The organism is Coleofasciculus sp. E2-BRE-01 (assembly GCF_040221695.1).
Lineage (GTDB): Bacteria > Cyanobacteriota > Cyanobacteriia > Cyanobacteriales > Coleofasciculaceae > Coleofasciculus.
In genome coordinates this window covers 1-6,190 of the sequence record NZ_JAVKEA010000249.1, presented here as the reverse complement: position 1 = coordinate 6,190, position 6,190 = coordinate 1, and the positions used below count along the sequence as shown (strand labels likewise).

Here is a 6,190-nt window from a genome sequence, read left to right as displayed (position 1 = left end):
GCCGGATATCTCTGGGGAAAATGAGGGAGTTAAAGACGAGTAAAACTTTTCGGTCATAGTTAAATTAATTCCTCTTAATTAACTTCAAACTACATTTGCGTAACATTTACGCAAATTTAGTTTTTTTGTCCAAAGTCCAAACAATTAATCATCCCTTACAGGCAAAGGAGTCTCCAGAATTTCCATCAACAACTCCAGCCGGGAAGGACGAGACAAAAGCGGAATCAGGTTGGGCAATGAGTAGTAGTCACCCGCAAAGGTAAACGTATCCACCTGCACTTGCCGTTCCCGCAACTTTTGTTCAATCCAGTCGTAGTAACTGCCCACCTTGACGATGATCACATTTGGCAGCACATTCAACTCCTGACAATAGGCATCAAAAGCGTTACCAAAGTAGGGCGCGGTGTTTTCCCCTTGATCCGTCACCAAGATAAACTGTTCCACCAACTGCTTACGCCGACGCATCGCCTCGACGCTACAGCCGATACTGGTTCCACCACCAGCCCGGATGTGCTGAAACGCACGCTCCCAGTGGCTGTACAGATGCTCCTGCGGCAGATTATTCGCCAAAATATCGCCCAATCGGGTATCACGACTCAGGTTGGCTTGGACGGGGTAGGGCATCGTGTCAAAGGCATAGACAAACAACTCCGCTTCCGTAATCCCGGAAATCAACGCAGCTAGGTGCTTACCCACCTCCAAGGCTTGATGCATGGAGCCAGACTTATCCACCAACAGCGCCGTGGATTTGGCGATTTTGCCGCGCTTTTTCACCTGCTCATCCATGACGCGCTCTAACTGAGCAGTCGTGGCGAGATCTAACCCCGCTGCTTCAGCCGCAACTCGTCCCTTGAGGGCGGATACACGGCTATCAGATTGAGCTGCCGTCAGCTTTTCATCAATCAACGCCTTCACCTGGGGGTGTTCCATGGCTCCCCGCGCCTTGAGAGACTTGAGGTGATTAATCACCTCTTGAGGGGTCATGGAATTAATCAGGGCGACTAAGACGGTGGGCGTGATTTGCTTGACTGCGCCAATGGCAACAGTATAGGGAATCTTATGCGCCACAATTTGCCGTGCTTGTTCCGTGGGAGTTGCTGCTTTTGCTAACTGTTTGAGCGCAAACGCCAGACTATCCTCCGGAGGCGCATCCTTAAACAGGATGGTATTCGCCCGCTCACTCGGCTTAATGTGTAAGGTAGCGTAGAGGTGCTTCATGGACTTGCGTCCCCGCAACGCCGCACGGTCAAAAAATTGGGGCTGTTTTTCCCGCTTTTGCAAATAGCGCCGTACTGCGGTTCGGGCGGAACGAGGAACCTTCTGTTGATGCTGCTTCATGAAGTCCACAATTCGCGCCACTTGGTAAGGTGGAAACGTTTGCAGCAACATGAATCCGGCTTCCCTGTGTTCCGTTAACTGACTGGTCAACAGATTCCCCACAAACACTTCTTTGTGGTCACGAACATCCCCTTCTTTCTGATACCATACACCGAGATGTCCATAGAAGATAGGGTCAAGTTCTACCATCATTTTGTGCAAGTCTGCAACCTTATTTAACTCTCGGTGAGGTGTGGTTAACAGACTGTTGAGCATTTCCAAACGCAAGTCGCGTTCTGCAGTATTCATGACAACCTCCTTTAAGAAAAGAATGGAGGCAAATGTCGCACGCTTTGACTAAAAATAGTGCCGCACAAGTTCAGAAAGCTGTTGAGTTTACCGTGACAGGGTAAGGATGTAAGCTTTCCCGGTTAGGGCGCGGCGACAACTGCCATTGTTGTTTGTAGAGAAGCAAGATGCTACGTCTCTACAGCAAAGGGTTTCAATTACTAAACTGGTGTTCTCGGAGAATTCTGTGTCAGATCAAAAACCGTTTTGAATTCAATTGAAAGATTTTAGGTCAGGTTCAATCCAATGCTGGCGTGCTTGCCAAGACATTAAATAATCGCGACTATAATATTCGAGTGGTAGATGTGGATTCGTGTAATCCTGGATTAAACCATTAGCTAACGCTTCAAGGGATAGGTTTTTCCCTTTCGCAACTAAATATTGACCCACCATCTGCACCCAAAACAGTGTCAGGGTTTCATGGTAACCACTGTCTTTCGTGGTAATAATACCGATCGCCCGGTTATACTGTTGGATACCGTTGCGAATAAAATCAGTGGCTTTAGGTTGCGGATAATGGGTCAGATACCACAAAGCAACGATTAAATGTGCCTGATGCGTCCACTCATTTCGTGGTAGTGTCCCCTGCTCAAATGCCTGAATTAGACGTTCTATCTCAGCGAATGTCCAAGATTTGTTGATGCGATCGCGCATACCCAGAATCTCCTATCGAACAGAAACCCCAAGTTCAGAGGTTTCCAGCAGAGTTAACGATTTAACCTGTGCCAAAATTTCAAACGTTTTGACTAACATCGACGTTTCTCCCGTAATGTTAAAGCTAACGCGCAAGTCAAAAAAGCCGTTGGTTCATACACGGGAATCGAACCCGCGACACATCGATTTCAAGTCGATTGCTCTACCAGTGAGCTAGTATGTAAGCTTTTTTAGTTGGGGCGCGTTAGCACTCTTTATTTCTTCGGGCAAAATTGAAGGGATGAATCACTTCGCGCAAGTTAAAAAAGCCGTGAGTCATACGCAGGATTTGAACCTGCATAATCTTGAGCCTAAATCAAGCGCCTTTTCCATTTGGCTAGTATGTAAGCTTTTTCGGTTGGGGCGCGAAGTGAATTTCAACACTTGCAAATAAGAGATATCCCGCGCAAGTTAGCAAAGCCTTATGACTTGGCGCTCTATCCATTTGAGCTATAGCTGCATTGAGTGCAGCTAGTAGGACTCGTTCGCCGTAGGCGTTCCCGAAGGGTACCTACAACCTCCCGCTTCGTAGGCGGAACAGTATGTAAGCTTCACAAGTAAGGGCGCGGGATATTGAATGCTGAATTTTAGATTTTGGATTGAAGAGAATTCGGTAAACTTACCGTTATTTGTACTCATCCAAAATCTGAGTGGATTGGTGCGATCGCGCAAGTCAAAGCAGCTTGTTTTTTTACACCTCTCCAAGAGGCGGAGAGGGCAGGAATCGAACCTACAATCTGAGTTGAAGTCAGACGTTACCAGTTTGTAAGCTTCTCCAGTTAGGGCGCGAATTCCACTAATTTCTGATGCAAATTATTTAACCGTAAACGGCTTCAGGACGGATAATTAGGTCGCCACTGGGACGCCGATCGATAACATAATCAGTTAAGCGATCGCGTCCTACCTCAAAATACTGGGCAATGCGTTCCTTGACAACCGAATCTTTCATCCCAACTTGAATACCAAGCTGACGTTCTGGAATATCATAAGAACGACCTTCAAAGCGAATGTGAACCATGCGGGCACCTCCTAGAACTTGATTTGATTGGTGTTTATCAATCTATCTGCGGAGCGAACATACTCATTTGGCTAAAACGACCAGCATTGAGTTAGGTTCACAAACACTGATAGTTCTTAGAGTAAGAAGCGCCGCTCTAAAGAATAGACGGTTTGGCTATAACGGATTTGAGCCGTCATTTGATTTAGACTGTTATCATTTGACTCTAAACGTTCTTTTTCCGTCATAGATAGGGTTGAATTTCGCTGATTCGGTTTAGTATCCCACTCAATAGGTGTGAGAACATGACGAACCAGAGGTGTATACAGGAATAACATAATGAACCGATTCCGATTACAAAAATCCTGATTGACCTTCGTGAAAATTCCCGACGTTTTATTCGATTTTCAAGGTTCAGACTGGACGTTTGAGGTAGAGAGTTTTGCCTCTCATCTCTCTGTCATATATTTATACTACATAAATACTACATGCTTGTCAATAGACTGGACAAAAATTTTTTTCCGGGAATTCCTGGAGTAAAGATGCAGGGGGGTGGGGAAGATGAGGGAGATGGGGAAGATGGGGGAGCAAAGGACGAATGACGAATGACGAATGACGAATGACGAATGACGAATGACGAATGACGAATGACGAATGACAAACCTCACCACTCTTTAACCAAGCTAATATGAGTCTTTACGGTACTAAAACCAACAGATTCATAAAGCCGCAGCGCCCCCGACACGTTTTTCGCATCAACGCCCAGTTTGGCTGTCTCCACACCAGCCGCCTTGAGTTGTTGCATCCCAGCCAATAACATCGCTCGTCCTAACCCTTGCTGACGAAAGCCTCGCCTTGTCCCCAGAACAGCAATCTCGCCTTCACAACGTCCGTTGCGTTGATTCTCTTCGGGATTCACACGACAGTAGCAGAACGCCGCATACGTTCCATCTGGAGTCACTGCAAGTAGACTCAATTCGGGCTTGTAGTATGGGTCTTGCCATTCATGTAATATGCGCTCAACGGTTAACTCATGATGATTCCAGTGATCGATAAACGTCTGGTTGTACAGTTCTACATACGCCTCAACATCTTCTTCTCCTTTGCTGTAACCCAGGGTAAAACCGTCTGGAAGTTTGGGTTCTGGGATAGGTTCCTGGAGACTTCGCGCCATGGTGAAGAAATAGCGATCGCGCTTAAAACCACAACGCTCTAAAATGGCAATCCGGTCAGTTTTATCAGCGCGAGAACCACAGCGCACGTTTACAGGTAAACCTCGTTCTTGACTCACCTGGCGCAAGCGTTCCTCAGCCCAAGTGATAATCTGTTCCTCTAAATCACCGCTTCGGGCTGTTGGATGAACCCGAAACGCCAAAAATCCATCAATCACTGTATCAGAAGAAACAATCCACAGCCGACCAAAACCAATAAGCTGATTATCGGCATCTTGCCAAAGAAAGAGATCCCGTTGTTTATCAATAAAGGGGTCATCAAAGGATTGCTGGAGTTCCGTGACAGATGTGCCTTCCTCAAGCTGATCAACGGTTTCACAGGTATTGATCAAATGTGCGATCGCGTCTAAGTCGATTTCCCCACGATAGGGACGTCGGGTAATAATACTCATCCTGCAATATCCTTAACATAAGCGATTTGAGTGTGTGTGGTCTGGAAACCCACTGATTCGTATAACCGCCTCGCCCCGGAAGGGTTTTCCGCATCGACATACAGCATGGCGGTTTCCATTCCCTCGGTTTTCAACTGTTGCATCACGGCTTGTAACATACTGCGTGCTACACCCTGTTTGCGGTAATCGCGTCGCGTACCAACCGGATTAATCCAGCCCTGATTCCCATCTTTGGGGATGTAGCCGTCGCAAAAACTTACCGCCAGACAACGTTCTTGACAAACTTCCTGCATTCGTGCTTCTGCCCAAGTGATAATGTTCCTGTATAGAGAATCAACCCGTTGCGTGGGATGAACACGAAACCAGAGAAAACCATCAACGGTTTCCCCAACTGTGGGAATCATTAACCCCGCCAATGCGATTAATTGACCCTCTGCATCTTCCCACAAGCGAATATCCCGTTGCTGATTAACTGAGGGTGCATCAAATTGCATTAATATCTCGGACACTGAGGGGTACTCGTTAGGCAAATCAACCGCTTCACAGGTTTTCAGGAAGAGTGCGATCGCATCTAAGTCGGCTTTACCCCTGTGGGAGCGCATGGTTAGAGTTGTCATAGAATTAAGCAGATAGGTCAGTTGCTGCAATTTAAGCAACTCAATCAGTAATTTACTACAGGTATACTACAAGTTGGGGCAGAAATAGCACTTCATCCTGTCGATTCACCCAACCGGGTGAACTCGTCGCTCAATCTGAAGAGGTGTCTGTCCCTCAATAAATGGACGACTGAAACTTTTACGTTAAGGATTCATTAACTTTTGAGGATGTACAATAGTGATGTTATGCTTACTATTCTAGATGTAATTGGACTTTGGACAAAATCAATATATTTTGCGGAAATATTACGCAAATAAAAAAAGAAAAAATGGCTCCTCTATCTCAGCTCGAAGAAAAGCTCAGAAATACCGACGGAGTGAGGGTTACAGAGTAAAGATTAGAAGACTTGGCTCTTTTGATTTTGACAAAATGGCTGTTTTTTTATAACTTTATGGCGGGTTCTCGGCTCTTTTTTTTCACCTTTAATCCGTCCGGGAGAATAACCTCGACGTTTGGGGGATTGAGCCGGAGTACCCAAAGACGAAATAATTCGATAGAAGTCCCGTTGAACTAAGCTGGGTGTAACTTTGAGCGATTCAGTTTGAGTCAAATAA

At 46.1% G+C, this 6,190-nt stretch carries 7 protein-coding genes, 2 tRNA genes and 1 pseudogene; 1 reads left to right on the top strand and 9 read right to left on the bottom strand.

What is annotated here, in order from left to right; all coding sequences use genetic code 11:
• Nucleotides 1–144: 144 nt before the first annotated feature.
• The 4 genes from RIG66_RS33720 to RIG66_RS33705 form a co-directional block, all read right to left on the bottom strand.
• Nucleotides 145–1,626, bottom strand: a complete 1,482-nt coding sequence (locus RIG66_RS33720) for a hypothetical protein (protein ID WP_446384465.1) — start codon at nucleotides 1,624–1,626, stop codon at nucleotides 145–147.
• Between the two features lie 252 nt (nucleotides 1,627–1,878).
• Nucleotides 1,879–2,319 (bottom strand): hypothetical protein, encoded by a 441-nt coding sequence (locus tag RIG66_RS33715; protein ID WP_446384463.1) that lies wholly within the window; start codon nucleotides 2,317–2,319, stop codon nucleotides 1,879–1,881.
• A gap of 149 nt (nucleotides 2,320–2,468) precedes the next feature.
• Nucleotides 2,469–2,542 (bottom strand) — tRNA-Ser (locus RIG66_RS33710).
• Between the two features lie 93 nt (nucleotides 2,543–2,635).
• A tRNA-Leu gene (locus RIG66_RS33705) sits at nucleotides 2,636–2,705 on the bottom strand.
• Between the two features lie 230 nt (nucleotides 2,706–2,935).
• On the opposite strand from RIG66_RS33705, the gene RIG66_RS33700 reads away from it, so the two are divergent.
• Nucleotides 2,936–3,127, top strand: coding sequence for a hypothetical protein (locus RIG66_RS33700; protein ID WP_446384462.1), 192 nt, complete (start codon nucleotides 2,936–2,938; stop codon nucleotides 3,125–3,127).
• A 48-nt stretch (nucleotides 3,128–3,175) separates the two neighbouring features.
• Here RIG66_RS33700 and RIG66_RS33695 read toward each other — a convergent pair whose 3' ends face one another.
• The 5 genes and pseudogenes from RIG66_RS33695 to RIG66_RS33675 all read right to left on the bottom strand — a co-directional run.
• Complete coding sequence (locus tag RIG66_RS33695) at nucleotides 3,176–3,376, bottom strand: hypothetical protein (protein ID WP_446384460.1); 201 nt, start codon at nucleotides 3,374–3,376, stop codon at nucleotides 3,176–3,178.
• Between the two features lie 116 nt (nucleotides 3,377–3,492).
• Entirely contained in the window at nucleotides 3,493–3,693 is a 201-nt protein-coding gene (locus tag RIG66_RS33690; protein ID WP_446384458.1) for a hypothetical protein, read from the bottom strand.
• Nucleotides 3,694–4,019: 326 nt separating this feature from the next.
• Entirely contained in the window at nucleotides 4,020–4,979 is a 960-nt protein-coding gene (locus tag RIG66_RS33685) for an N-acetyltransferase family protein (RefSeq protein WP_446384456.1), read from the bottom strand.
• Entirely contained in the window at nucleotides 4,976–5,596 is a 621-nt protein-coding gene (locus RIG66_RS33680; protein ID WP_446384454.1) for a GNAT family N-acetyltransferase, read from the bottom strand. The genes RIG66_RS33685 and RIG66_RS33680 overlap by 4 nt, the downstream gene beginning before the upstream one ends.
• 377 nt (nucleotides 5,597–5,973) lie before the next feature.
• Nucleotides 5,974–6,190, bottom strand: a pseudogene (locus tag RIG66_RS33675) (NF041680 family putative transposase); the annotation flags it as partial.

Coding starts and splice junctions, on each gene's coding strand:
- RIG66_RS33720 (WP_446384465.1), bottom strand. CDS start 1,626: ATGAATACTGCAGAACGCGACTTGCGTTTGGAAATGCTCAACAGTCTG.
- RIG66_RS33715 (WP_446384463.1), bottom strand. CDS start 2,319: ATGCGCGATCGCATCAACAAATCTTGGACATTCGCTGAGATAGAACGT.
- RIG66_RS33700 (WP_446384462.1), top strand. CDS start 2,936: ATGCTGAATTTTAGATTTTGGATTGAAGAGAATTCGGTAAACTTACCG.
- RIG66_RS33695 (WP_446384460.1), bottom strand. CDS start 3,376: ATGGTTCACATTCGCTTTGAAGGTCGTTCTTATGATATTCCAGAACGT.
- RIG66_RS33690 (WP_446384458.1), bottom strand. CDS start 3,693: ATGTTATTCCTGTATACACCTCTGGTTCGTCATGTTCTCACACCTATT.
- RIG66_RS33685 (WP_446384456.1), bottom strand. CDS start 4,979: ATGAGTATTATTACCCGACGTCCCTATCGTGGGGAAATCGACTTAGAC.
- RIG66_RS33680 (WP_446384454.1), bottom strand. CDS start 5,596: ATGACAACTCTAACCATGCGCTCCCACAGGGGTAAAGCCGACTTAGAT.